The sequence below is a fragment of the Clostridium lamae genome (assembly GCF_033043255.1).
GTDB classification, from domain to species: domain Bacteria; phylum Bacillota; class Clostridia; order Clostridiales; family Clostridiaceae; genus Clostridium; species Clostridium lamae.
On sequence record NZ_JASCQJ010000003.1, the window covers coordinates 89,284 to 113,596 of the forward strand.

The following is a 24,313-nucleotide window of genomic DNA, read 5'->3' on the forward strand; positions in this document are numbered from 1 at the left end:
TATACACCTCCTAAGCTAATAAATTTACATTGCTTTCATTAAGTAAAGCTTCAATTTTTTCTTCTTCCTCTATAGACATAGTCTTTATTTTATCTATTTTTTGATTTTCAAAAGATTCCTTTGAGCTATCCCTTCCACTAAAGAAAGTAGTATCTTCATTATATATTCCTATATTAACCTCTTGAATTCTAATATTTTGATTTTCTAATGTCTTCTTTATTTCATTTAAATTAGAATTTAATAAATTGTATGTTTCTTTAGATGTTGCCTTTATATCAGCCTTCATTATTCCTTCTTCAGAAATAAGTTTTATAGTCATTTCACCAAGTTCTTTTGGATATATCTTAACCTTTAATTCTTCTACTGAATTTTTAACCATATATTTAATATTCTTAATAAAATCTAAGTTTATATTATCTTTATTAATAAATACTGGTTCCTTTATTACTTCTACAAAGGGATTTTCTTTATTTAACTTATCATAGTAATTAAAATTATTAGCATAACTTTGATTACTATCATCACCTATGATTTTTAAAAGTACTTCTTCTTCCTTATTAGTAGAATTATTCTTTAAAGTATTGTTACCAATAAAATTATTTCCTTTAAAGTCATCAATTAACTTAACATCAGCCTTATTATTATTTATACCAGTATCAATATCAATTAAACTATCTTGATTTTCATCATTTAATTCAATCTCGTTATTTTCATTTTTTATTTTCAATATTAATGAATTAAAGATTTCTTTACTAATATCAGTATCTAAATTATTCTCTACTTCTTTAATAACCTTTTCTGGAAGAATGCTAACCAAATCTTTAACAGCTTCTAATAAATCAGTTTCTAGATTATTAAAAGAGATATCTGAACTAGATTTATTAGAATTTATATTCTCCAAATTATCTACTAATAAAGTATTTATACTATTAAATAATTCTTTAGTATCTGGCAAAACATTGTTATCACTAAGCTGATCAATTACATTAATATCTTCATTAAATAGCGTAATTTTACTATCATCCTGAAAATTTAAATTCATTACTTCTTCTAACCCTTCTGACTTACTAGAATCTAATTTTTCTGAAGGACTTATACTAAAATTATTAAAATTTACTTCAATAAGATTTACCAACAAAAAAATTATTTCTTGTAATTCTTCATCAATAGACTCAGACTTTAAATCTTCACTAGTATTTAAAAACTCACTGCTTATGATTTTTTCAATCTTTTCCGAAATTTCAGAAATTATCTCTTCATTTATAACCTTAATTTCTTCACAATTAGCTTTGTCGACATCATCTTCAGCAATATTCTTAGTACTGTTTGCCTTTGTTTCAGATTTATTATTTTTTACTTCCTTAGATAAATAACTTTTAAAATCAGATTTATCATCAGTTTTGTCATTATTAGCTTTATTTTTAGAATTTAAATCATTAAGCTTATTACTTAAATTAATAACTGTAGATATATCATTCACCTATATCACCTCCCCTCAATGACTTCTAATATATGAATACAAGGCAAGTTCATCAAGTAAAATTTGTTCTTTTCTATCTTCCTCTTTAATGTATTCTATATGTTTTCTTTCCTTTAATATATCTACTGTCTTTCTATCTATTTGCTTTTTTATAAGATCTTCTCTTCGTATTTCTAACTCCTTTTTTTTAATTGCTAGATTTTTTTCCGTCTCAGAAATCCCCTTATCTAAAGCAAATAAATAATTACGTTTAATTTTTTGATATACTACAGATTCTCCTTCTTTAATTCCACTATACTTCTCATAATTTTCTTTAAGTCCTATAAGTTTTCTTTCAGTTTCTTGTTTTTCTCTCTGGGTCCTTGTAAAATTCCTTTTACTTTCATCTTCTTTTTCTATTCTAATTTCTAGAAGCTTCTCTAAACCAAATTTAAATTTTGTTGCCATACTTACTCATCCTTTAACCTCTAAACATAGATAACAATCCATTTAAAGCTGTATTAAAATCTGATTTTTCATTAATAGACTGCTTTAGATAACCATTTAGTCTGTCATTATATTGAATAGATAAATCTATTTTTTTATTACTACCTTTAACGTATGCACCTAAATTAATTAAATCTTCTGCATCCTTATATGTAGCTATTAAATCTCTGGCAAAAGAAGCGACTTCCTTGTGATTATCTGTTGCAATATTAGGCATAAGTCTACTAATACTATTTAAAATATCTATTGCTGGGTAATGATTTTTATGGGCCAATTGCCTAGATAAGACAATATGTCCATCTAGGATACCCCTAACAGCATCTGCTATAGGCTCATTGAAGTCATCTCCATCTACCAAAACAGTATAAAAAGCAGTGATAGATCCTCTATCTGAAGTCCCTGATCTTTCCATAAGTTTAGGCAGTTTTGCAAAAACTGAAGGTGTATAACCTTTCTGAGCAGGTGGCTCACCAATAGCTAATCCAACTTCTCTCTGTGCCATAGCAAACCTAGTTACAGAATCCATCATCAAAATAACTTTTTTGCCTTTATCTCTAAAGTATTCCGCTATTGCAGTTGCAGTCAATGCTCCTTTTATTCTTATTAATGCAGGTTTATCAGAAGTAGCGCAAACTACTACTGACCTTTTCATTCCTTCTGGTCCTAAGTCCTTTTCAATGAACTCTAAAACTTCTCTTCCTCTTTCTCCAATAAGAGAAATAACATTAATATCTGCTTCTGCTTCTCTTGCTATCATTCCTAAAGTGGTACTTTTTCCTACTCCTGAACCTGCGAATATTCCAATTCTTTGCCCTTCACCAACTGTTAAAAAACCATCTATAGCTCTTACTCCAGTAGGTAATATTTCTGTAATTCTCTTTCTCTTAAGAGGGTCTGGTGGTTGATTTTCTATAGGATAGCTTTCTCCTTTAATTAGAACATCTTCATCTAAGGGATTTCCAAGTCCATCTAAAATCTTCCCTAACAAATCTTCAGAACACTTAACTTCAAGAGGTCTTCTTTCTGGAACAACTCTGCAGCCAGGTGCTATCCCAACAAGTTCTCCTAAAGGCATTAATAGTACAGCATCTTCCCTGAATCCAACTACTTCACATTTTATTGGATTTCCATCTTGATTATAAATAGTACATAATTCTCCAACAAATGCTTTAACACCTTGTACTTCTATAGTCAAACCTATTACTTCTTTAACAGACCCTTCTAAATGATAAGTGTTAACCTCTCTTATTCTTTTGTTAACTAAGTCAAAATCCATCTTCATCATATCAACACCTATTACTTAAATAATTCATTTTCAAGTTTTTCTAAGGCTACATCTAAGCCAACAAAGGCTTTACCTGTCCCCTTATCAATCACTGCATTTCCAGGTTCCATTAAAGTATCTTCTAATATAAAGATCTCTCCCTTTATTGCATAAGCTTTTTTATAATAATTTATTTTTTCATTTATATCTTTTACATGCACATTATTGCATCTAATAATTATATTTTCTTCTCCTTTAGCCTCTTCTAGAATATTTTCTATTAATGTAATTATACCTTCAGAAGCTTCTAATTCTCTTTTAGCAATTATACTTGCCATATTAAATGCAAGCTTAATAATTTCTTTTTCTTTAGTAAGCAAATATTCCTTGTATTCTTCATTTGCTTTTTTCAAAATCTCTTCGGATTTTTCTATATTTATTCTTATCTCTTGTTCAGTATCTCGCCTTACTTTTTCAAGACCTTCATTATATCCATCTTCAAAGCCATTTGATTTTCCCTGCTTATATCCTTCTTCATAGGCTATTTTTTCTACTTCAGATGCCATTTTCCTAGATTTAATCATAATCTCTTCTGCTTCTAACTTAGCCTTTTTTATTATATTAGCTCCTAAAGTTTCATAATTTTTCTTAATCTCATATTCAATTCGACACTGTTCATCTTCTATTTCTTCTACTTCACTATTAGTCCTATAATTTGTTTCTATAATTTTTTTAGAAGATTTTAAAGCTGAAGAATTTTTAATTAAATTACATGATGATTGCATCTTCTCCACCTCTTGAAATTATAATTTCTTGAGCATCATCTAACCTTCTAATGATAGCAACAATTTTTTGTTGAGCTTTTTCAACATCCATAAGCCTTACAGGTCCTAAGAATTCTATATCTTCCTTTAGTGATGCAGCTGCTCTCTTAGATTGATTTCTATAAATTGCTGTAGCAACTTCATCAGAACTTCCTTTAAGTGCAAGAGCAAGCTCTTTACCATCAACTTCTCTAAGAATTCTTTGAATAGATACATCATCAAGAGTGATAACATCTTCAAATACAAACATTGAACTCTTAACAATATCTGCAAGTTCTGCATCTTCTCTTTCTAAGCTTTCTGTAATATTTTTCTCAGTAGTTCTATCTACTTGATTTAAAATATCGACTAATGCTTCAACACCACCCAATGAAGTCATTTCACTTCTAACAACTGAACTTAGTTTACTTTCAAGCACCTTTTCTATTTCTTTAATTACCATAGGAGAAGTATTGCTCATAGTTGCTATTCTATATGCCACTTCACTTTGAGTATCTTCTGGAAGTTCTGCAAGAACTTGTGCTGCTTTATCAGCCTGTAGATAACAAAGAATTAATGCAATTGTTTGTGGATGCTCATAACTTATAACATTTAATAATTGATGTGCATCTGCTTTTCGTGCAATAGAAAAAGGCCTATACTGCTGAGTTGCTTCAGTAACCTTACTTAATATTTCATTTGCTCTTTGAGTTCCTAAAGCTTTTGATAATAAGGTTCTAGCATAATCAATACCACCTTCAATAATATAATCTCTAGCTTTATTAATTTCCAAAAATTCATCTAAAATTGCTTCTCTTTGCTCTGGTGATACCGTTGAAATATTTGCTATTTCATAAGTAATTTTTTGAATCTCAGATTCTGGTAGTTTTTTCAAAATTCCAGAGGACGCCTCAGGACCTAGAGTTATAAATAATATAGCAGCTTTTTTCACTCCACTTAACTTTCCTAAATCTCTTGCCATATTATCACCTCTCATTTTCAACCAACCAAGATTTAATTATATCTACTACTTGATCTGGTTTGTCACTAGCATATTTTTTTATTTCATTTTCAATATGTGCCTTAGGATTAATACTTTCAAAATTAATACTAGGCATTTCTACAGCTTCTTCTTTAGCTGTTCTATCATCAATTACTACATCTAATAAATTTTTAGCTTCTTCTTCATTTTTATTCTTTCTTCTAATTATTATTAAAATTACTATAACTAAAATAATTCCTATTAGTCCCAATACAGAATATAAAATAATCTTATTTCTACTTTCTTTAGCTAAATCTTCATTAATTGCATCAAATTCATTTTGAGCTTCTTCCTTTGTTATTGGATCAAAAGTCATTCCAACAACAGAAATACTATCTCCTCTTTCTGTGTTAATTCCAATAGCATTGGCAACTGATTTTTCTATAGCAGCTTGAACATTTCCATCAATATTACCATCTACAAATACTGAAGCTGTTAATCTTTTTACTTCACCTGGTGCGCTTATTGTAGTAGTTTCAGTCTTGCCAACTTCATAATTTGTATTTACTTCTTCCCTATAAGATGTATTATTACTTGTCTCATCATCTATTGTGTTCCCCATATTATTATCAACAGGACTCCCGCTATTTTCACCATCATTGCTTCCATTTGTTTCTTTAGTTACTTGTTGACTTACTATTACCTTATTAGGATCTACTATAGTTTCAGTTTTTTGCTTTGAATCAAAATCCAAATCAACATTTACTGAGCTTTCGACCTTATCCCTTCCCACAACAGGCTCTAATAATGCCACAATTGATTTTTGCAACTCTTCTTCATATTTTTTCTTTAATGAAAGCTGTTGCTCTATAGCATCAGAGCTCACTACAGAACTATTTTCCTCAAACAATCCTTCTGTTAATAGATTCATTTTATCATCTACTACTTCAATATTTTCTTCTGGTACATTTTCTGTACTTCTAGAAACAAGAGCTACGATTGACTTAACTTGTTCTTTATTTAGTTCATTTCCTGCAACTAATTTTAAATAAACAGCTGCCTTTCCTGGTTCCTTGTCTTCTACAAAAACTGAATCCTTGGATGGAGTTATATGTACTCTTGCAGTTTCTACTTGAGGAAAAAACTTAATAGTCTTTTCTAATTCCCCTTGCTGCATTCTTAATTTTTTAAGTTTAAATTCTTCATCAGTCATTCCAAAAGAGCTTCCCGAATCCATAAGTTCATATCCACTACTTCCATCAGTAAGTTCTGGAGCTAATTCTAATCTTAACTGATCAACTTGATCTTTAGGTACTAGTATCGTATCTCCTTCTATTTTCATATCAACTTTCTTTTCATTTAACTTAGTAATAACAACTTGTGCATCTGTTGCCTCTAAGCTTGAAAATAAAACTTTATACTTAGTAGCTGAGTTATAAAAAAATAATGATCCAACCGCAATAATAAATGTAATTATAGCTGCAATTATCGCTATTCTTATCCCCTTATTAAAGGTCTTAAACCTCACCCATAACTTACTAAGGTTCTCTTTAAGTTTATCCATTAATAATAGCACTCCTTCATATTACAATTGCATTCTTGATAGTTCTTGAACCGCCTCCACAACTTTATTTCTAACTTGAATAGCTAGCTGAAGTGACATCTTTGCTTCTTCCATTCCAAGAACCATTTCATGAACTTCTACATCTTTCCCAGCTATAAAATCACTAGTTATACTATCTGCTGCTACTTGCTTTTCATTTAATTTATCCAAGCTTTCCCTTAAAACGTTTTGAAATGTATTTGAAGTCTTACTATTACTAATATTAGATATATTACTATTTTCAAAAATCTTTTCAGAAGGAACAAAATTGTTAATTATCATTATGATCTACCTCCCCAATTCTAATGTTTTTGTAAACATACTTTTTGTTGCATTCAATGTATCAATATTAGCTTCATAAGACCTAGATGCTGAAATCATATCTGCCATTTCATTTAATAAATTTACATTTGGCATATCCACATATCCATTATCATCTGCATCTGGGTGAGTTGGATCATAAACTTTCTTTAACTCTGACTTATCATTTACTACCCCAACAGCTTTTACTCCATTTAATCCTTTTTCCTTGTCCAAATTTTCTTGGAAAACAGCAATTTTTCTTACATAAGGCTTACCATCTTCCCCTCTAGTAGTAGTTGCATTTGTTATGTTTGATGTTATTGTATCCATCCTAAGCCTTTCAGCAGACAAACCACTAGCACTTATTCTCATCGTATTAAATAATCCCATAATTAAGCATTGCCTCCCGATATAACATTTTTAGTCATACTTAGTTTTGAATTTGCTTGAGTTATTAGTGCATTATACATCAATGTGTTTGACGCTTGATTAACCTTTTCCAAATCCATATCTACATTATTACCATCTGTCCTCATGCTTGTACTATTATCTTCCTTAATTGATATTAAGGAATCATTTAATTCTCCATTTAAATGCACATTTTTTGTTCTTTTTAAAGAAAATTCATTAGTCGCTTTAGCTAAGTTTTCTTCAAAAGACACATAAGATTTTTTAAAATTTTCAGTATTAATATTTGCCATATTATTAGCTATTACTTTTCCTCGTAATGCTGAAGCATCTAATCCATATTTAATTAGTTGCATTGCACTATCATTATTAACATTCATACCATTCTCCCCTAACCAACAATTTATAACCTTATTTTACATGCATATTTTTAAAAGCACTAAAAAAAGGATAATAATCCTATACACATATAATAAAAATATCTTATGTTTATATTATAATTTAATATAAATTATTTTTCTATAATAATTTTTCTGTAAATATTTATCCTAATTCAACAATTCTCGCAAATTCTTTAACATTCTTAACATTTTTATCCAATTATATATTTTGCTACATAATTTTTCTATAAATATTAAATCATTTTATATTATATTAAAAAAATACATAAAAAAAAGAAGCTTTTAAAGCTTCCCTGTCGATAAATTATTTTATATTTTCTAATATTCTTAAAATTTCCTGTGGAAATTTGTTAGTTTGTTGCATTAAAGCCATTGATGTTTCATTTAATATCGATGTTCTTGCATACTCTGCCATCTCTAAAGCTAAATCCGAATCTCTTATTCTACTTTCCGCATTTTCTAAATTTAAAGAACTTCCACTTAAATTTTGAGCTGAAGTATCCATCCTATTTTGAATTGCTCCATATCTGCTTCTAACAGAATTTATAGTTTCTATTGCTGAATCAACAATTTCTAAATTTCTATCTAATTCATTTGGTTTAGTTACATCTATACTTTTCAATGAATTACCTTCTGAATCAATAAGCATATCCGTTGTAACATTAACTACAGGTATATTTATTTCTTCTTTTACATTAGCTCCTACTACATGATTTAAATACTTCGGATAATCATTGTTAGTAACTTTTTCTGAATTCAATAATTTTACACCATTAAACTCTGAGTTATTAACTGTATAATCAATATGTTGTTTTAACTGATTAATTTCACCTTGAATAACTTTTAAGTCATCATCATTATTTACGCCACCTGCTTGTACAGTTAATTCTTTAATTCTATTTAAAGATTCACTAATACCTGATAAAGCTCCATCCACTGTTTGCATCATAGAAACACCATCTTGAATATTTCTTTCCGCCATTTGAAGACTTCTAATTTGTAATCTAAGACCTTCACTAACCCCCAGCTTATTAGGATTATCTTTTGCAGAATTAATTTTTGAACCAGTAGTAATTCTATCTAAGGCAACCGATTGAGTACCTAAGTTCTTTTTGTAGTTTCTATATACATTTAAAGATTGCATATTTTGATTTAATCTCATAATATTCTCTCCTAAAGCTAAATTAATTTATTTAATATATTCTTATTATCGATTGTTTAATATTTTCTTTACATTTAAGCTTATATTAAAAATGATATTTTCTATTAATAATATATCAACACTTCAATATCTGTCTTATTAATATATGATGCTATATTACCAAAACTTAAATCTTTTTTAAAATAATATATATTGATCCTGAAATTTCAGGATATATTTTAGCTATCTTTCTCATAGCTATTAACTGCTCATCACCTATAATCTGTTGCTCTATCATTTTCTCTAATTGAAAATCAGCAAATTGTTTTATAAATACTCCTCCTTTATCTACAGCTTCAAATCTACTGCTTTTAAAGGAATTAATTAACAGTTCCATATCATAAACTCTTCTATGACCGTGATTTATATCATTCTCTGTTAAACTGTAAATATCATTTATTAAACCCATTTCTTTCGCCATCTGTCTTGATAATGCTTTTGCATTTGGCACAGTTATAAAACATAATCCATCATTTTTTAGGATATTATATATTTTATTAATTAATACTTCTGGCTCTTTAATAGGTTCAAAAATATAATTTGCAAAAACGTAATCATATTTTATATTTTCGTCCATATTTTCAAAAAGCTCACATCTAAAAACAATTTCTTTATTCCCCAAAGTTTTCTTAGCTTTCTCTATCATTTTATAACTTCCGTCTACAACGGTTAAATCTTTAATTAAATTATATATTAATTTTGTTGAATACCCACTTGAACATCCTAACTCAAGAGCTTTTTTATTATTTAATAAATAACTTTTAAATATATCAATATAACTCTCAATAGCAAATTTAGAAATATGCTGTTTCTCTGTTTTATATTTATCTGCAACTCTATTTAAGAACTCTATTTCTAATTCATAAAAACTCATTATCCATTCTCCTAATTTAAAATAATATATAATATTAATAAAACTTTATGTATTTATGCTATTATTTTTCTAGATTTTAATTTTTAAAAATTCAAATCTACAAATTAAATATTTTTTATTACTATAAACTTGAAACAGTCGTATCAATTTTTATATACTATAAATTCTTATAAAATATCTTATATTTCAAAGTATCTATTCAAAATAATATTGCAGATTCTATCTACCTCTTCTAATTCCAAATCAGAATAAAGTGGCAAACATAAAACCCTATCTGATATATATTTTGCAACTGGTGTTTTATCTACATTAAATCTATTTTTATAACATTCAAAGTTATTTGTTAAAGGATAGAAATATTTTCTTGTCCCAATTCCGTGTTTTTGTAAATATTGATGTACTTCATTTCTATTTAATTTATATCCATCAAATACTATCGGAAAATATGCATAATTACTTTTAATTCCATCTTTTGATTTTAATAATTTAATTCCTTTTATATTATCAAGATTTTCTATATATCGTTCTGTCAATAACTTTCTTTTTATAATATCATTATCTATATGTCGAAGATTACAAATACCCATAGCCGCTTGAAATTCATTCATTTTAGCATTTCCCCCAACATATTCTACAGATTCTGGTCCTGTTATTCCAAAATTTTTAAGCTCATTAAGATACTTTCTTATTCCTTCATCTCTATATGTTAATGCTCCCCCTTCAATAGTATTAAAAACTTTTGTTGCATGGAAGCTAAACATTGATATATCACCAAAATTTGCAATCCCTTCTCCATTTATTGAAACTCCAAAAGCATGAGCTGCATCATAAATTACTTTTAGATTATATTTCTTTGCTATATTTTCAATTTTTTTAACATCACAAACATTTCCATATACATGAACAGGTAAAATTGCAGATGTTTTATCTGTTATAAGTTCCTCTATCTTATTCCCATCAATTGTATAGTCATCTTCATTTATATCACAAAATATAGGCTCTAGTCCTTTCCTTACTATAGCATGTGTTGTAGATGCAAAAGTATATGGAGTAGTTATAACTTCCCCTGTAATTTTTAAAGCTTCTATAGCACATTCCAATGCAGAATGTCCATTGGTAAAAAGAGTTAAGTTATAAGCATTTAAGTAGTTTAATAAATCATTTTCTAATTTTTTATGTTTAATCCCCATATTAGTAATCCAATGGCTTTCCCATAATTGCTTAATTTCTTCTACATATTCTTCAAAATCTGGCATTGCCGCGCGTGTTACTTCAATTTTTTTCCCCATAATATTTGCCTTTCATTTACTTTTACTATTTATAATGAAATTTTTTATTTATAAGCATTTACTTGACTTCATTATAAATATTGGCCTATTTAAAAATTCTCCTAATTCATTATTACGCTCAATATTCTTATTATTTAAATCACAGTACTTAATTTTTTCTTCTATAAATTCAGGTATTCCAATATGAATAACTTCCCAATAATCTTTGGTTCCTTCTACTATATAATTAATCATTTCTTTTTTAGTACCATTACAAAATAAATTCATCCCCACATTCCCCTTCCAGTTAAATCCAAGTTGAAATATTAATGTTTCTGTTATTAAACTAAGATTATTAATTTGTTGCAAAATATTTTTCTTTGCATTATTTATTGAAATATTATTATCTCCATAATCTTCTCCAATATGATGTACTACATTTAATAGCAAGGTAATATCATATTTCTCTTCATTAATATTATGTATGTTATCAAATAAATAATATTTATTTGTTACTTTTATTTTGTCTTCTAATTCTGCAACTTTAGTTGCTAATTTAACAAATTCTGAATGATTTTTGTTTCCTTCAAAGTAATGGACAGTTTTTACTCCATTATCAATCATTTCAAAAGTAAAGAAACCAATATTACCACCAATATCTAAAATAGTTTTATATTTTAAGTCAATTTTACTTAAAATATAATTTAAACGTTCTTCTTCATAAGTTTCTTTAACTTTAGCATGTAAATTTCCCAATTCTCCCCTTAATCTTTTAGGAATAATCTGATAATTTGAATGTTTACTTTTTTCTAAATACATATTCTTAAGTTTTAAAATATTGTTATTCATTTAATAGCTCCTTTTTAAAAATTTCTAATGTATCATCTCTTTTATATACATCACTCTCTAGCCAATCTGGTAATAAATTTAAAAACTCATTTTTTGACGTATTATAAAAATTTAAATTCAATTTATTTTTCAAAGATAGGAATATACCACCAAACCAAAAATACTTTGCTGAATAATTAGAATAATTGAAATCAGGTGCCCACTCTATAAAACCATAGTCATGTAAAAAGACTTCAAAAAGATTTGCTTCTGCATCAACAAAAAGTTGAGATGGACCCCAAAATCTTGGATTTGCTTCTATCATATAATGTAAATTATCCTTTTCTATTACTTCCACCATCACTAACCCATTAAATCCTATAGATCGAAATAATTTTTCATATTTATTACTTTCTTGTGAATTGTGAAAATCAGTTGTAATTGCAGCTATCATAGATTTTCCTTGTGGTTGTTGAACTAAGTTTTGTTGTGAAAATTTATAAACATCTCCATTTCTATGGAAATAATAAAGTAAATAATAACTTATTCCCTTTATAAACTCTTGATAATAGAAATCATTAATTTCATATTTTTTATAAAACTCTTGAAGTTCCTCTAAATCTTTTAAAATAATAGGTGATAATATTTCTTTATTGGATATTGAAAAATATTTTTTAGGCTTAGCAACTATCGGTAATTTCATATCCAATGAAAATTCATAATTCTTAGGTACTATAATTTCGTTTTTTTCACATAATTGACTAAAACTTAATTTATCAGATATTAATTCATATAGATTTTTTTTTACTAATGGAATTATACAGCCAAGCTCTTCAAACACCCTTCTTTTATCTATTAAAAATCTATTTAAAGCTTCCGTTGTTGGTGCAATAAGATATTCTTTCGCCTTGCAATACTCCTTGACTTTTTCAATTGATATAAGTATATCATTTTCTACAATAGTTTCTGATTCACGTATTGCAACTACTTTGTTTTTATATTCAGTAGCAAAAATATCATCATTTCTCGATTTTGCAATAATTGCATAATTTATATTATTGAGTTCTAAAGTTCTTAGAAAGGCTATTACAGCTCTTTGATTAAATCCTGAAAAAACAATAATACATTTTCTATCAGTATCAATCATATTAGCACTTATCCTCCTATCATTTTTAACTATAAGTTTTTCGTTTTATATATTTATACTTATTATATAAATATATTTGTACAATCTAATACATCCTGTACAATTTCAAAGCTATTGCTAGGTTAATTTATCCATACATTTATGCTATTATTTCAGCTTTATTTTAAATTATAGCCTTTATATATTTAGATGGTATATTTTATATATTATATTAATTCTTTAACTAACTTATTTAATCCTATTGCACTTTATCTCAATACTACTTCCTAACCAAAATTAAATCTTCTCTATAATTAAATCCATACTTCTTACATTCTTCTCTTGTAAATAAATCATCATTTTTAATAATCTCTAAAGAAAATCCTGCGTTTTCTAATCTTTCAAATAAATCTGTTCCATATATCCTTACATGATTAGATTGCCCATAATATTTTTTCCTCATTTCCGGAGTATTTATTTTTTCATCTTCAAAGGACTTATGTATCTCATTTGAATATGGTGTTTGTAAAACCACATATCCACCATTCCTTAAAACCCTTTTTAACTCCTTCATTGCTATTAAGTCATCATGAATATGTTCTAAAACATGATTGCAAATAATAAAGTCAAAATAATTATTTTCAAACTGCATATTTGTAATATCTATATTAATAATACTATTATTTTTAGGATACAAATCTCCACAAACATATTCTTTTGTGTCCAAATTATGTATAATTTTATATATATTATCTTCAGGAGCAATATGAAGTACTCTTTTGCCTCTTATATACTTGTCCCATATTTTTAACTTATCAAAATATTTAATAAGATGTCTTTCCCTATCATGGCAATAACACTCTGGACATAAAAAGTTCTCTACATCACTTCCAATAGTATTGTATTTACTTATTTCATCTAGTTCATGCTTTTTATATTGATAAGGTAAAAATCTTTCAATTTCATTATTACAGACAGGACATTTACACTCTTTATTTGTAGCTTCAGATAACATAATATCTATTGCATTTTTATATACAGTCATTATTTCTTCATTAATATTATTATCAACTTTATTATCGCTATATATATATGTATTCATTACTCCTATAGCTATAGTGCAGCATTTGTTTAGTGCTAATTTGTATTCCTTATAATTAATAATACCTATTTCATAGCTATTTTTTATTAGTTTAAACCAGCCTATTATTGACATCATCATTACACTTATATTGTTAGAATTCTGATTACTATTAAACCTAAAATAACTTAATGTATCTGGTATATAAACCAAGTCTCCATATTGTAGAATATTAATCCAATTAGCTAAATCCGATACTCCCTTTATTCTTTCATTGTTTAAATATCCGTATCTATTCTTGCTGATATATTTCTTTTTAAATAGTGCAGTTGTAGGTTCCCCTATACAATTAATAGTATTAGTGATTGCATACTTACTAATTTCACGTCCACTAATAAGTCTATTATGTTTGAATAGTTGCCTAAAAGCTCCATTTAATCTTAACTCATTACCCATTTCATCAATAGGTTGTCTTAATGATGTAACTAGAGTTAAATTTGGATTTTCAAGGAAAAATCTCATCATTCTTTCAATTTTCTGAGGATGAAAAATATCATCATGATTTAAATAATTTATATATTCACCTTTACTTCTATTTAACAATTCATTTACGTTTTTATATCCATAATCCATATAATCTCTTTCATTCTTAAAATAACTAATATTATTATGTTCATGTAAATATGGTTCTAGGAAATTTCTTACTTCATCAGTTGTGCTGTCATCTCCTATTATAATTTCAATATTTGGATATGTTTGATTAATTGCACTCTCTAAAGCTTCCTTTAAATATACTGTTTGATTATATGTAGGTATTAAAATACTTACTAATGGATATAAAAAATTTATATATTCTTCAATAAATCTTTCTTTATATATCTCTTTTTTTAAATAGGATTTTTTTTCTATATCCTCTATACACCAAGGTTTACTTTGATTTAAAACAACAACCTTATATTGTTTTTTTAGAAACTCAACACTCTGAGATAGATCATAATATTCAAATCCATCAAAAATATCCTCTCTCCATGTAACATCATATTGAGTAGCCATTAATATTCCATCAATTAACTGCACTTCTTCATAAGCATTTTCCACTCTTTGAAATTCTTCTAAGTCCATTATTCCACTTTTATTTGTGTATATTTTTCCATATATATCATTAGATTTATATAAATCAAAGTCTTTAGATAAGATTTTCGTCCCAATCATACCTATTAAGCCTATTTTTTCATTACTCTCAAAAACTTCTATTATATCTTTTATAAATGTATTATTAATTATAAAAATATTTTCCTGTAAATATACTTTATACCTAGCATCTGATAATTTCATTGCTTCATTATATGCTTTTGCAATAGAATCTACTTCTCTAATATTAATAGTCTCTATTTGATATCCTTCCGGCACTATTAGATTATTAATATATAATAGATTTTCACTATAAGTTTCCAAATCCATCACACATGTTATAAAACATATCTTTTTATTATTCATTATTCACCATCCATTATTTCTTTTTTTAATACTTTAATTATCTCTTTATCATAACTCGAATCATTCAAAAAATTTACAGCCTCTTCCTTCTTATTTGCTTTTACTAAAGCTTGTAAGTAATTATATATATTGTTAACATTATAAGGGTCAATATCTAATGCAAAACTAAATAATTCAATTGCCATATCATATTCATTATTCTGTAATAACCACGCTGCAACAATTTGCGTTATATCTTCCGTCTCGAATATATGCTTGATAATATTGAAAATTATATCTATATCCTCTATTTCACTATTTAGTATGCACCTTTCTATTTTCTTCATGGAATAATCTATATCATTGAAAACTTCAATTCGCCTTAGTAAAAACTTTAAGTTTTTGCAATTATTTTTCTTGTTATTCATATTAAATAGCTTATATAATTCATCAATTAAATATATAATCTCGTTATAGTACTCATAATAAACCTTCTCTTCTCTAGCTTCTTTTAAAATATTATATATATACTTATAAAAATATTTTATTGCTTTATTTAAACTATTTCTGTCTTTTAAATATCCATGTTTATATCCTGAAAGTATTTCATATCCATAATCTATGCTTCCTAAAAACCTCATCTTTTTTGACTGAAGTTGTTGTCCACTATGAATTCTAAAATAACTTAAAGGTTCAGAAATATATATAGCTTTACCTTTAGATAAAAGATGCAACCATGATGCAATATCTACATTACACCCATATTTTCTATTATCAAAGCTACCAAAAGCTTCTGTTAAATCAGCTTTTCTAAAAAGTACCGTTGTAGGTTCTCCAATGATATTATGATTTAGCTTAATTATATAATTTCCAAGAGTAATTCCATCTATTATTGTATCTTCATTAAATAAAGAACTATTAATTACATTATCATCTAATAATAAACCCTCTTCATCAATTAGTTTTCTGTATGATGTAATTAGTTTTATTTCTTTATTTTTATCTTTTAAATAATATCTCATCATTTTTTCTATTTTAGTTTTTTCAAATAAATCATCATCCATTAAATAATTAACATATTCTCCATTAGCTAATTTAAATAATTTAATATCATTCTCGAACTGTCCTAAATTAACTTCATTTCTGTAATATCTTATATTATCATATTTTGTTATATACTTTTGCATCATCTTGTATACATCATCTGTAGTACTATCATCACAAATTATTATTTCAATATTATCATAGGTTTGATTTATCACACTTTTTAAAGCTAATTCTAAATATTTTGGTCTATTAAAAGCTGGAATTAATATACTAACTAAAGGATTTTCTGAATTAATATTTATATCTTTATTATTTAACACTAAAATTATTTTGTCATCATTTTTCATTATTTTATATTTTAGATTTAATTTTTCTATAATACCATCAAGATTATTTATTAAATTATCTATATTATAATATCTATATGGTATTGAAATATATATATATCCCTCGCTCTTAATATATTTAATGGTCATTAATATTATTTTATTAAGCTCACTATCCATGTCACTATTAAAAGTTATAATAATATTATCAAAATAATTTTTATTATAACCTTTAATCTCCTGAAAATCTCCAAATGATACATTAGCATAACTTTCTATACCTATTGCTACCTTTTTAGATTTTTCTATTCCATAAAGACTAGCTTTAGGAATTTCATTTTTTATTTTCAATAATGTAGCTCCACCTAAACACCCTATGTGAAGTATATTAGGTTCTAAGTTATCTAATTTTGACTTTTCAATAATAATATCTGAAATTTCTTTTTCAATATGTATAATATCATATGGGTCTATCCCCCACTTATTTATGAATTTCCTTCTATTTCTTCTAAGTAGCTCACTATACTTAGTAGAAACTTCTCCAAATGATAAACTACCAAAATGATGAATAAAACTATTTTTACATAGCATTAATTTATACCCAGCGTTCCTTATTCTAAAAGAATAATCATCATCTTCAAAATTTCCTGGGGTAAACTCCTCATCTAATAAACCAATCTTATCTATAACATCTTTTTTAGTTAACATACAGTATCCAATTAAGCGTAACTTTTCTTCCCATTTTTTAGGCTCACTTTTATTATACTCTTCTGCAAATATTATCATTTCCTCTACACTTGTATAATCAATTGGAACTGTTTGATAATTAGGGCATGAATTTGTAACAGGTCCTACAGCTGCAATTTCTTCTGAACTATATAAACATTCTTTTAAGTTTTCAAGCCAATTGGGGGTGACAATAGTATCATTATTTAATAATAGTATTTCTTCTCCAGTTACTATTCTTATGCCTTGATTACATCCTTTGGGAAATCCAAGATTTTCTTTATTATAAATAACCTTGATATCTTTTTGTGATTCCAACCACTCTACTGTTCCATCTGTAGAATTGTTATCTACTACTATAATTTCATAGTCACTATTAGTATATTTTTTTATACTCTCAATACAAATCTTGTTATAATCCAAATTGTTATATGTTAGTATTATAATACTAGTTTTAAAATTGTTTATTTTAATATTTTTTATGTAATCTTTAAGCTGACTTTTCATCTCTGTACTTTCACTTAAAATCATTGCTTTTGTATAAAAATCTACAGAGAATTTATATTCCTCTTTAAGTTCAAATAAATAACCTAAATTATATAATATATCAAAATTTTTACCATCAAATTTTAAAGAATTTTTCAATGTTATTTCTGCATCTTCTAACCTATTTTCCATTATTTCAACTACAGCTTTCATTGAATATACTTCTATGTCTTTATCTGTAATTTCAAAATAATCTTTTATTAATTTCTTCGCACCTTCTAAATCTTGACTTTGAATACATCTTGAAATAGAACTTTTTATTTCTTCAATATTATACTTATTCTCTTCTAGCATTATTTCTATCCTTTTCTTTGCTGGTATATATTCTCCACATATTTGATAATACTCAATAGCTATTTCTTTTAAACCTAAAATTTCATAAATAACTCCTATGTTATAATTAGGCTGATATGAATTTATCCCCTCAAATTTCCCTTCTTTTTCTCCTATACATTTTTCAAAACTCTCTATTGCTTTTTGGAATTCTCCATTATTCATATATATTAATCCCATTACAAAATTAAAATCTGGTAAATTTCCATAATAATTTTTATAATTAATTAATTCCATTGCTTCTTTATAATTCCCACATTTTAGTAATGCATATCCATAACTTTCAACTAAATCTTCAGTATATTCATATTTAAAATCAGTACATATTTCTATGGACTTTTTAAAATTATCATATGCTTTTTTATAATCTTTTTTTGTATAATAAGATTTTCCTATTTGATAATATAAATATGGATCATCTGGACTATTTTTGATAGCCTCAATTAATAGCTTTACATTTCTCTCCAATTTATTTGTTTTATTCATAACTTCATTTAAGTATCCAATATGATAAGCCTCAATTTCTATAGGTCTCATTTTGTATTGGTTCTTATCTTTACATACTACTTGTTCATGAATAGTACCTTCATAATAAAAGTACTTTTTATTAAATAACCTATTTACTCTTTCAATATATTTTTTTATTTCTTTTCCATCTTCAAAAGGATTAATTCTCTTAATTCTACCAACAGTTTTATTATTATTTTTAATAAAACTCTCTATTTTTTCTTTATCAAATTTGCATATAACTTCATCAGCATCTAAAATTAAAACCCAATCATTAGTTGCTTTCGAAATAGAAAAATTCCTAGCTTTTGAAAAATCATTACCCCATTTGAAATCATAAACTTTATTCGTGTATTTTTTAGCTATTTCTTTAGTATTATCTATTGAGCCTGTATCTACTATAACTATGTCTTCTATATACTTTGCTATGCTATCAAGAGCTTTTTCTAAATTCTTACCTTCATTTTTTACAATCATGCATAAACTTATCACGGAACTTCTCCTTTAAAATATATTATCTTGCTTTTCTTTATATATTTATTTATCGTTATTTATAACAAATACTTTATAAAACAAAAAAGCCAGAATAAATCTGACTTTTTTAATAATAGAAAGTTCAATAATTATCTTAATAATTGAAGAACTCCTTGAGGTTGTTGATTAGCTTGAGCAAGCATTGCTTGAGCAGCTTGTTGTAAAATATTATTCTTTGAGAAGTTCATCATTTCTTTAGCCATATCAACATCTCTAACTCTTGATTCCGCAGCAGTTAAGTTTTCTGAAGCATTATCAAGGTTTTTAATTGTATGTTCTAATCTATTTTGGTAAGCACCTAAAGTTGATCTTCCAGTTGATACTGATGTAACTTGCTCATTAATTGTTTCAATTAATGCTGTAGCTTTAGCATAAGTTTCAATATCAGCAGCTTCTAAACTTCCAACTTCATTTTCTATATTTGTTAAATCAATTCCAGCTGTTGCAAAATCTAATTCCATGTTTTGTGTATTATTAGCTCCAACTTGAATATTAACAGTCTTAGCAGAACCATCTAAAATATTTTGTTCATTGAATTGAGTATTGTCTTTAATTCTAGTTATTTCCTTACCTAATTCAGTTAATTCTACTCCAATAGCAGTTCTATCTGCTGTAACATTAGTATCATTTGATGCTTGTACAGCTAATTCTCTCATTCTTTGAAGGATTGCTTGAGTCTCTTGTAATGCTCCTTCAGCAGTTTGAATCATTGATATACCATCTTGAGAGTTTCTTGAAGCTTGATCTAATCCTCTTATTTGTCCTCTCATTTTTTCAGAAATAGAAAGTCCTGCTGCATCATCCCCAGCTCTATTTATTCTTAAGCCTGATGATAACTTTTCCATTGACTTCCCAGCTGCAGTGTTGTTAACACCCATATTTCTGTGTGCATTTAATGCATTCATATTGTGATTAATTATCATAATAAAATTCCTCCTTGATTTTAATTGACATCCTTGTCATTATATTTTTATTTAGAACTCCTACCATTTTGGTGGAGAAATTCTCTATATAGAGATTTAAGTGCTTAAGCTTATATTATATTTATCGTTTAATTTTTATATACTTTACACTTTTTATAAAGTTTTTTAAATTTTTGTATTAAAAAAATTATTTATTTTTCTATTTTTTTCGTATGCATTATTTGCATTTTTTACCTTATGTAAATTTTTTATTTCTTCTTTTATCTTATTTCTTTCTTCTTCAATAGAAAACTTTAATTCTTCATCTAACCTTAATAAATCTTTAGCTAGGTATAGTTTTCTTATTTCTTCTCTATTTTTTTCATAACTAAAAAGATTTTGAATTAACTCTTGTCTTTTTTCCATAAGCTTTATTATTTCTTCATCATTATTTATATATTTAATTAATTTTTCTGTTATATTTTTATATTCTTCTAAAATAATGTCTATCATATTATATTAACCTAATCCTAATTGTTGTGTTAAGTAACTTTGCTGAGAATTATATTTATTCATTATAGTTTCTAAATTAGCATATTTAGAATATAACGCTTGTTCTCTTCTTGAAAAATCAGTCTCCATATCTTTCATCTTCTGTTCATACTTTTCTATAGATTTAGTTAATTCATTATTGTAAGCTGTTGAAGAACCATCAATACCAGCTTTCTTAAGTAAAGAAGAAGCTACCGTTACTGTTTCATTATATAAAGTGTCTTTAATCCTCTGCATTATACCAGTTTTAGAATATTTAGTAGAGTCTGACATACTATTATCATTAGGTTTTGATTTAATGAACATATCCATAACTCCTTGAGAATTCTCTTCTAATGCTTTAGTTAGTTTCTCTTCATCTATAGTAAATGTACCATTTTTTGTACCTGCATAATCTGCAACTGGGCTTATACCAATTTTCTCTAAATTCAATCCTGTTCCATCTACTAATGTTCTCATAGCTTGCTTTAAGCTATTTGATATTCTTGATAAATCAGTATCTCTACTTAATTGTCCCTTTTCTACTTTTTCATTCCAAAGCTTAATTTCATCTTCTGACATTTCTTTCTTTTGCTCTGCTGTCAAAGGATCAAACTCTCTATTTCTTTTTTCTGTAGTTAATTTATTTAATTTTTCTATTAGAGTATTATAATCATTAATAAACTTAACTAAATTATCTTTAATATCACTAACATCTTTCTTGCCATTTATAGTAACGGTTTCGCCAATAGGTATATCCCCATTCAACTTAAAGGTTACTCCATCTAAAGTTACTGTATTAGAATTCCCTTCAAGTTTATAAACTCCACCTTTTTCATTTTTTATCAAAATATTTGAATCTGCTCCATTTGATGAGATTTCAGAATCATTTGATACTATACTTAAATCTACATTGTAATCTGCTCCTGCTATATTTGAAGTTAATATTAAATTGTCTCCACTTAAAGTAGCAGTGATATTTATATTATTTTGTTTTAATACTTTATTTACATATTCATTTTCTTTTCCAGGAGTTGCTTTAGACAAATCAATAATATTCCCATTGACAGATATTTTTTTACTACTTATATCTGTACTATTTAAATCCAAAGTATTCGTAGTAAAAGTAGCATCTTTTCCTTGGTTAAATTTTATATCTTCTTCATTACTATTACTGCCTTTATTATTTACCATTAATTTGGGGTCTTTTATATCTTTTCCTAGTATTGTACTTTTAAATTCAATATTAGTATCAGTAATTGTTGCTGAAAAGTTATACTCTTTCAATTTGCTGTTTAGCACTTCTTGTAATTTTGTTTTATCTATATCTGAATTATCATCATTCTTTATAGAATCCCAATCTATATTAATACTTTTTTCTTCTCCATTTACGGTTAACTTAATTGTATTTAAAGAATTTATATTAAAATCACCTATTTTAAATCCAGTAATAGTAGCTGCTATTGCATTTTCTCCCTTCACAGGGTTAATTATTTTAAATTCACTGCCTCCAATTGTAAATACACTGTCACTCCCTAAAACCTTAGATTCAAAGATAAAACCACTAGCATTAGCACTTCCTTCTCCCGCAAATTCAGTATATCTAACTGAAACCTTAATGCCAGCTTCACTTAAAGCCCTATTCAAATTAGTAGCTTTTTCTTTATTATTAGCTCCTTCAACTCTAAATGTTTTTCCGTTTATAATTATACTATCCCCTAGATTATCTATAGTTTGAGTAGCCGCCTTTGCAACAGTTCCAGTTACAGTATAATTTCCTGGTATTGCATCACTACTAGCACTTACAGTTAATACATTTTTATTTGAAGATTCGAATTTTACTGAAGACCAATTTTTACTTAATAATAAGCTATCACTTTTCGTGACATCAAAATACTTATTATAGTATTCTCTTGAATCCTTTATAATTTCTCGATAAAGCTTTTGCTTTATTTCAATGATTTCCTTGTCTTGTCCTTTTTTATCTATCTTAATTCTATATGGCTTCATTGAATTCTTTACTATTTCATCCATATCCAATCCACTTGCTAAGCCTGTAATTCTCATGTAAACACCCCCGTTTTAAATTAAGAATGTAAAATGTAGAATGAAGAATTATTGTAAAAATTCATCTTAAAGATGAATTTAGAATGAACATTTTCTTTTAATTCAGCCAAGCTGAATTATATCCATCATTCTTTCATTTTTTCATTTTCTAATTATTTCATTCTTTTAGAGATTTCGTATGCTTCATGCCATGTATCTCTTACGTTTTCTATAACTGGCATAAGCTCGTCCATCATATTAGCATCCTTTTTTAGGTTTATTTCAAATAATCTTGTTTTTATAAAATCATAAACTTTATATATTTGTCTTGCCCAATCTCCTGCATTTTGATCTAAGCTGACCATTAATTCAGTAAAGATATCTTGGACTTTGACCAAATTCTCATGACTCTTTCTTATATCTTTTTCTGTTAAAGCTTCTCTTGCTATCTTTGCAAATTTTACTGCTCCATCTACTAACATTAATAGTAATTGTTCCTTTGATGCGTAGTTTACGCTATTATTTTTATATACATTTAAAGCATTATTCCCATACATTAATTATTTCCTCCTACTTTTTTACATCTAAAAAGTTTCCATAGCTTGTTAAATTTAAATCTTCTTCCTTTTCACCTTTAAGGCTGATAGTTGGTTTTTGAATTTTTGTAGCTTTAACAGTAATTTTGCCTTTATACTTTTTTCTTTTTTCCTCTTTTATATATTCATTAAAGTATTTTTTCTTTTGCTTTTCACTATCCTTAATTATTCTTGTATCTGATTTTCTATGAATCTTACCATCTTTAGTTTGTTCAAATAGTTTTTTTCTAATGTCCGTATCTATTTTATTAAGTAAGAAATTCATATCATCCTCCTATTAAGCCTTTTTATCTATAGCTATTCCAGAAAGTTCACACATCCTAGCTATTAGATCAAGAATTTTCTTAGGAGGATATTCTACAATAATCTCTTTGGTCTTACTGTCGATAATTTTTATCATTATATCTCCAAATTTCTCATGTACAGAGTATTCTGCATAAGCATTTTCATCCTTTAATAATTTGTTTAATTTATCTACTGCTTCAGCTATTTTTTCTTCAGTATATTTTTTATCTTTAGTGGTTACAGTTTCTTCTACGTCCCTGTTATCTGAAACCTTCCTTAAGTCATTTACCAATGATGTATTTAGGTTAGCTTGTCCTCCTTGACTTATAACCTTTAAATCCATTTTTAAC

The 24,313-nt window shown here is 26.7% G+C and carries 22 protein-coding genes; all 22 read right to left on the reverse strand.

Features of this window, described 5'->3' with window-relative positions; translation table 11 throughout:
- Positions 1–10: 10 nt before the first annotated feature.
- The 22 genes from QK892_RS02535 to QK892_RS02640 all read right to left on the reverse strand — a co-directional run bounded on the left by QK892_RS02535 (position 11) and on the right by QK892_RS02640 (position 24,306).
- Positions 11–1,480, reverse strand: a complete 1,470-nt coding sequence (locus tag QK892_RS02535) for a flagellar hook-length control protein FliK (RefSeq protein WP_317271951.1) — start codon at positions 1,478–1,480, stop codon at positions 11–13.
- A gap of 15 nt (positions 1,481–1,495) precedes the next feature.
- Complete coding sequence (gene fliJ, locus QK892_RS02540; RefSeq protein ID WP_317271952.1) at positions 1,496–1,927, reverse strand: flagellar export protein FliJ; 432 nt, start codon at positions 1,925–1,927, stop codon at positions 1,496–1,498.
- A gap of 13 nt (positions 1,928–1,940) precedes the next feature.
- Positions 1,941–3,251 (reverse strand): flagellar protein export ATPase FliI, encoded by a 1,311-nt coding sequence (fliI, locus tag QK892_RS02545; protein WP_317271953.1) that lies wholly within the window; start codon positions 3,249–3,251, stop codon positions 1,941–1,943.
- A gap of 11 nt (positions 3,252–3,262) precedes the next feature.
- Positions 3,263–4,015, reverse strand: a complete 753-nt coding sequence (locus QK892_RS02550; RefSeq protein WP_317271954.1) for a FliH/SctL family protein — start codon at positions 4,013–4,015, stop codon at positions 3,263–3,265.
- Complete coding sequence (fliG, locus tag QK892_RS02555; protein ID WP_317271955.1) at positions 3,999–5,015, reverse strand: flagellar motor switch protein FliG; 1,017 nt, start codon at positions 5,013–5,015, stop codon at positions 3,999–4,001. Before fliG ends, QK892_RS02550 begins: the two co-directional genes overlap by 17 nt.
- 4 nt (positions 5,016–5,019) lie before the next feature.
- Positions 5,020–6,579: a flagellar basal-body MS-ring/collar protein FliF gene (gene fliF, locus QK892_RS02560; RefSeq protein ID WP_317271956.1), complete on the reverse strand. Its 1,560-nt coding sequence runs from the start codon at positions 6,577–6,579 to the stop codon at positions 5,020–5,022.
- Between the two features lie 21 nt (positions 6,580–6,600).
- Positions 6,601–6,900, reverse strand: a complete 300-nt coding sequence (gene fliE / locus QK892_RS02565) for a flagellar hook-basal body complex protein FliE (RefSeq protein ID WP_317271957.1) — start codon at positions 6,898–6,900, stop codon at positions 6,601–6,603.
- Positions 6,901–6,906: 6 nt separating this feature from the next.
- Positions 6,907–7,311: a flagellar basal body rod protein FlgC gene (gene flgC / locus QK892_RS02570; protein WP_317271958.1), complete on the reverse strand. Its 405-nt coding sequence runs from the start codon at positions 7,309–7,311 to the stop codon at positions 6,907–6,909.
- A 2-nt stretch (positions 7,312–7,313) separates the two neighbouring features.
- Positions 7,314–7,709, reverse strand: coding sequence for a flagellar basal body rod protein FlgB (flgB, locus tag QK892_RS02575; protein ID WP_317271959.1), 396 nt, complete (start codon positions 7,707–7,709; stop codon positions 7,314–7,316).
- A gap of 325 nt (positions 7,710–8,034) precedes the next feature.
- The gene (locus tag QK892_RS02580) at positions 8,035–8,892 is read right to left on the reverse strand and encodes a flagellin N-terminal helical domain-containing protein (RefSeq protein WP_317271960.1); all 858 of its coding nucleotides are present in this window, start codon (positions 8,890–8,892) and stop codon (positions 8,035–8,037) included.
- Between the two features lie 166 nt (positions 8,893–9,058).
- Positions 9,059–9,805 (reverse strand): class I SAM-dependent methyltransferase, encoded by a 747-nt coding sequence (locus QK892_RS02585; RefSeq protein ID WP_317271961.1) that lies wholly within the window; start codon positions 9,803–9,805, stop codon positions 9,059–9,061.
- 179 nt (positions 9,806–9,984) lie between these two features.
- On the reverse strand, positions 9,985–11,094 hold the full coding sequence (locus tag QK892_RS02590; RefSeq protein WP_317271962.1) for a DegT/DnrJ/EryC1/StrS family aminotransferase: 1,110 nt from the start codon (positions 11,092–11,094) through the stop codon (positions 9,985–9,987).
- Between the two features lie 48 nt (positions 11,095–11,142).
- On the reverse strand, positions 11,143–11,922 hold the full coding sequence (locus tag QK892_RS02595; protein ID WP_317271963.1) for a methyltransferase domain-containing protein: 780 nt from the start codon (positions 11,920–11,922) through the stop codon (positions 11,143–11,145).
- Positions 11,915–13,048, reverse strand: a complete 1,134-nt coding sequence (locus tag QK892_RS02600) for an ATP-grasp domain-containing protein (RefSeq protein ID WP_317271964.1) — start codon at positions 13,046–13,048, stop codon at positions 11,915–11,917. Before QK892_RS02600 ends, QK892_RS02595 begins: the two co-directional genes overlap by 8 nt.
- 259 nt (positions 13,049–13,307) lie before the next feature.
- Positions 13,308–15,605, reverse strand: coding sequence for a glycosyltransferase (locus tag QK892_RS02605; protein WP_317271965.1), 2,298 nt, complete (start codon positions 15,603–15,605; stop codon positions 13,308–13,310).
- Positions 15,605–19,561 carry a glycosyltransferase gene (locus QK892_RS02610; RefSeq protein ID WP_317271966.1) on the reverse strand — a complete coding sequence of 1,319 codons (3,957 nt, stop codon included), beginning with the start codon at positions 19,559–19,561 and terminating at the stop codon, positions 15,605–15,607. Before QK892_RS02610 ends, QK892_RS02605 begins: the two co-directional genes overlap by 1 nt.
- 131 nt (positions 19,562–19,692) lie before the next feature.
- Positions 19,693–20,526, reverse strand: a complete 834-nt coding sequence (locus tag QK892_RS02615) for a flagellin N-terminal helical domain-containing protein (protein WP_317271967.1) — start codon at positions 20,524–20,526, stop codon at positions 19,693–19,695.
- Positions 20,527–20,691: 165 nt separating this feature from the next.
- Entirely contained in the window at positions 20,692–21,018 is a 327-nt protein-coding gene (locus tag QK892_RS02620; RefSeq protein WP_317271968.1) for a flagellar protein FliT, read from the reverse strand.
- Positions 21,019–21,024: 6 nt separating this feature from the next.
- Positions 21,025–23,103 (reverse strand): flagellar filament capping protein FliD, encoded by a 2,079-nt coding sequence (gene fliD / locus QK892_RS02625; RefSeq protein ID WP_317271969.1) that lies wholly within the window; start codon positions 23,101–23,103, stop codon positions 21,025–21,027.
- 152 nt (positions 23,104–23,255) lie between these two features.
- Entirely contained in the window at positions 23,256–23,639 is a 384-nt protein-coding gene (gene fliS, locus QK892_RS02630) for a flagellar export chaperone FliS (RefSeq protein WP_317271970.1), read from the reverse strand.
- A gap of 13 nt (positions 23,640–23,652) precedes the next feature.
- Positions 23,653–23,943, reverse strand: a complete 291-nt coding sequence (locus QK892_RS02635) for a hypothetical protein (RefSeq protein WP_317271971.1) — start codon at positions 23,941–23,943, stop codon at positions 23,653–23,655.
- Positions 23,944–23,955: 12 nt separating this feature from the next.
- The gene (locus tag QK892_RS02640; protein ID WP_317271972.1) at positions 23,956–24,306 is read right to left on the reverse strand and encodes a flagellar protein FlaG; all 351 of its coding nucleotides are present in this window, start codon (positions 24,304–24,306) and stop codon (positions 23,956–23,958) included.
- Positions 24,307–24,313 lie beyond the last annotated feature (7 nt).

What these genes read in the sequence shown, in the direction of transcription:
- QK892_RS02615 (WP_317271967.1), bottom strand. Translation starts at nt 20,526, where the DNA reads ATGATAATTAATCACAATATGAATGCATTAAATGCACACAGAAATATG.
- QK892_RS02600 (WP_317271964.1), bottom strand. Translation starts at nt 13,048, where the DNA reads ATGATTGATACTGATAGAAAATGTATTATTGTTTTTTCAGGATTTAAT.
- flgB (WP_317271959.1), bottom strand. Translation starts at nt 7,709, where the DNA reads ATGAATGTTAATAATGATAGTGCAATGCAACTAATTAAATATGGATTA.
- fliJ (WP_317271952.1), bottom strand. Translation starts at nt 1,927, where the DNA reads ATGGCAACAAAATTTAAATTTGGTTTAGAGAAGCTTCTAGAAATTAGA.
- QK892_RS02640 (WP_317271972.1), bottom strand. Translation starts at nt 24,306, where the DNA reads ATGGATTTAAAGGTTATAAGTCAAGGAGGACAAGCTAACCTAAATACA.
- QK892_RS02585 (WP_317271961.1), bottom strand. Translation starts at nt 9,805, where the DNA reads ATGAGTTTTTATGAATTAGAAATAGAGTTCTTAAATAGAGTTGCAGAT.
- QK892_RS02620 (WP_317271968.1), bottom strand. Translation starts at nt 21,018, where the DNA reads ATGATAGACATTATTTTAGAAGAATATAAAAATATAACAGAAAAATTA.
- fliS (WP_317271970.1), bottom strand. Translation starts at nt 23,639, where the DNA reads ATGTATGGGAATAATGCTTTAAATGTATATAAAAATAATAGCGTAAAC.
- QK892_RS02590 (WP_317271962.1), bottom strand. Translation starts at nt 11,094, where the DNA reads ATGGGGAAAAAAATTGAAGTAACACGCGCGGCAATGCCAGATTTTGAA.
- fliG (WP_317271955.1), bottom strand. Translation starts at nt 5,015, where the DNA reads ATGGCAAGAGATTTAGGAAAGTTAAGTGGAGTGAAAAAAGCTGCTATA.
- QK892_RS02595 (WP_317271963.1), bottom strand. Translation starts at nt 11,922, where the DNA reads ATGAATAACAATATTTTAAAACTTAAGAATATGTATTTAGAAAAAAGT.
- fliE (WP_317271957.1), bottom strand. Translation starts at nt 6,900, where the DNA reads ATGATAATTAACAATTTTGTTCCTTCTGAAAAGATTTTTGAAAATAGT.
- QK892_RS02550 (WP_317271954.1), bottom strand. Translation starts at nt 4,015, where the DNA reads ATGCAATCATCATGTAATTTAATTAAAAATTCTTCAGCTTTAAAATCT.
- fliD (WP_317271969.1), bottom strand. Translation starts at nt 23,103, where the DNA reads ATGAGAATTACAGGCTTAGCAAGTGGATTGGATATGGATGAAATAGTA.
- fliI (WP_317271953.1), bottom strand. Translation starts at nt 3,251, where the DNA reads ATGATGAAGATGGATTTTGACTTAGTTAACAAAAGAATAAGAGAGGTT.
- QK892_RS02605 (WP_317271965.1), bottom strand. Translation starts at nt 15,605, where the DNA reads ATGAATAATAAAAAGATATGTTTTATAACATGTGTGATGGATTTGGAA.
- QK892_RS02580 (WP_317271960.1), bottom strand. Translation starts at nt 8,892, where the DNA reads ATGAGATTAAATCAAAATATGCAATCTTTAAATGTATATAGAAACTAC.
- flgC (WP_317271958.1), bottom strand. Translation starts at nt 7,311, where the DNA reads ATGGGATTATTTAATACGATGAGAATAAGTGCTAGTGGTTTGTCTGCT.
- QK892_RS02635 (WP_317271971.1), bottom strand. Translation starts at nt 23,943, where the DNA reads ATGAATTTCTTACTTAATAAAATAGATACGGACATTAGAAAAAAACTA.
- fliF (WP_317271956.1), bottom strand. Translation starts at nt 6,579, where the DNA reads ATGGATAAACTTAAAGAGAACCTTAGTAAGTTATGGGTGAGGTTTAAG.